The sequence below is a fragment of the Xanthomonas sp. SHU 199 genome (assembly GCF_000364665.1).
GTDB lineage: Bacteria > Pseudomonadota > Gammaproteobacteria > Xanthomonadales > Xanthomonadaceae > Xanthomonas_A > Xanthomonas_A sontii.
Genome location: NZ_AQOI01000513.1, coordinates 1 through 2,075, shown reverse-complemented (window position 1 = coordinate 2,075; position 2,075 = coordinate 1). Strand labels below are relative to the sequence as shown.

Here is a 2,075-nt window from a genome sequence, read left to right as displayed (position 1 = left end):
CGGCGCCGGCATCCAGCGCGTCGCCGGGCTGCCACTGCGCCGGCACCGGTCCGTCGCGCAGGTAGGCCAGCGCCGCCAGCGCGTCGTAGGAGTGCCCGGCCAGGGCGATGCGCGCACCCTGCGGCGCATCCAGGCCCAGCACCTGCGCGCGCGGCGGCGTCACGAACAGGTAGTGCCGCTGCCCGGTGGCCTCGGCGAAACCGAGGTAGGACGGTTCGGTGCTGCTGTCCAGCGCCATCACTGCACGGGTGCGGCCGTTGCCGTCGTCGAGCAGGACCGGGCGCCCGGCACGCAACTCCGATGCCGCGCGTTCGCTGCGGATCGCGGCAGGATCGCCGAAGGCGTGCGCGGAAGGGGCGGTGGGGCTGGTCATGCACGACTCCAGATGGGGATCGGCGGCGCCGCTTCAAGGCTGCCGCATCCGGTCGCGGCGGCACCGGCGCGGCGCCGGCAGGCGCATGGCGCCCGGCACCATTGTCGCGCGCTTTGCCTGTCCCGCCAGCCCGCGGGCGATGGAACGCACTGTGCCCGGCCGCACGGCATCGCCGATGCAACCGGATGCGGCGTTCCCGGCAATGCCGCCGCCGGCGCTGGGCGGGTGTGCACGCGCCGCCGGTTGCTTGCTACTGTGCGGCATCGCGTCCCTTCCGGCCCCACGCCCGCATGCAACTCGTCGATTGCACCGAAGCGCGCCACGCGATGGCGATCCTGGAGATCTTCAACGACGCCATCGTCCATTCCACTGCGCTGTACGACTACCGGCCGCGCCCGCCGGAGAGCATGGCGGCCTGGTTCGCGACCAAGCGTGCCGGCAACTTCCCGGTGCTGGGCCTGGAGGACGCCGACGGCACGCTGGTCGGCTTCGCCAGCTACGGCACCTTCCGCGCCTGGCCGGCGTTCAAGTACAGCGTCGAGCACTCGGTCTACGTGCACCGCGACCATCGCGGCCGCGGCGCGGGGCGGCGCCTGCTGCAGGCGCTGATCGAGACTGCGGAGGCGCGCGGCGTGCACGTGCTGGTCGGCGGCATCGACGCCAGCAATGCCGGCAGCATCGCCCTGCACGAGCAACTGGGCTTCGTGCACGCCGGCACCGTGCGCGAGGCCGGCTTCAAGTTCGGCCGCTGGCTGGACCTGGCGTTCTACCAGCGCATCCTCGCCGGCCCGGCGCAGCCGCACGACGACTGACGCGGGCTCCGCCTCGGGCGAACGCGCTAGTGCGGATGGCGCTCGGTGGCGTAGGGATTGGGCTCGGCCGGGTCCGGACGCAGGGTGTAGCGCTTGTAGGTCCATTGGTACTGCGCCGGGTCGCGCCGCGCCACCCGCTCCACGCCCGCGTTGAGCGCGGTGGCCGCGCGCAGCGGGTCGGCATCGGCGATGTCCGGCGGCGCCGGCTGCACGTGCAGGGCGAACTCCAGGTCGTTGCCGACGCGCTCGCACCAGGCGAACAGCACGGTGGCGCCGGTGCGCTCGGCCAGGCGGTTGACCAGCGTCATGGTCAGCGCCGGCACGCCGAAGAACGGCGCGAACACGCCATCGCCGGCCTTGGGCTGCTGGTCGGGCAGGATGCCGACCGCGCCGCCGTCCTTGAGCGTCTTGAACAACTGCCGCACCGCCGGGCCCTCGGCGCGCACCTGGCGCACCCGCTCGCCGCTGCGGACCAACTGCAGGAAGGCATCGCCGACCGCCGACTCCGGCGCCTTGTAGACGATGGCGATGTCGCCGCGCGAGGCCAGCCACTGGTTGAGCAGCTCCCAGTTGCCGAAATGCGGCGCAGCCACGATCACCCCGCGGCCGGCGGCCAGCGCCGCGTCGTACAGCTCCTGGCCGTGGCGCAGGCGCAGCCGCGCCAGGTTCTGTTGCGGCGGCCGGGTCCACAGCGCCAGCGTCTCGAACGCCTGCCGCGCGGTCGAGCGCAGCACCTCGCGCTGCAGGGCCACGCGCTCGCTGGGCAGCAGCTCCGGATAGGCCAGCTCCAGGTTGCGCCGGACCACCCGGCTCTCGCGCGCGTCCAGGCGCAGCCACAGCCCGGCCAGGCCGTCGGCCAGGCGGCGCAGCCACGGCCACGGCAGGGGGGC

2 protein-coding genes and 1 pseudogene are annotated in these 2,075 nt (G+C 73.9%); 1 reads left to right on the top strand and 2 read right to left on the bottom strand.

The annotated features are described in order from the left end of the window. Positions 1-373: pseudogene (locus D183_RS0115725) on the bottom strand (GTP cyclohydrolase II RibA); the annotation flags it as partial. Positions 374-663: 290 nt separating this feature from the next. On the opposite strand from D183_RS0115725, the gene D183_RS0115720 reads away from it, so the two are divergent. Continuing rightward, on the top strand, positions 664-1,185 hold the full coding sequence (locus D183_RS0115720; protein ID WP_017909848.1) for a GNAT family N-acetyltransferase: 522 nt from the start codon (positions 664-666) through the stop codon (positions 1,183-1,185). A 26-nt stretch (positions 1,186-1,211) separates the two neighbouring features. On the opposite strand, the gene D183_RS0115715 is transcribed toward D183_RS0115720, so the two are convergent. Further along, complete coding sequence (locus tag D183_RS0115715) at positions 1,212-2,069, bottom strand: lauroyl acyltransferase (RefSeq protein ID WP_081613366.1); 858 nt, start codon at positions 2,067-2,069, stop codon at positions 1,212-1,214. Positions 2,070-2,075 lie beyond the last annotated feature (6 nt).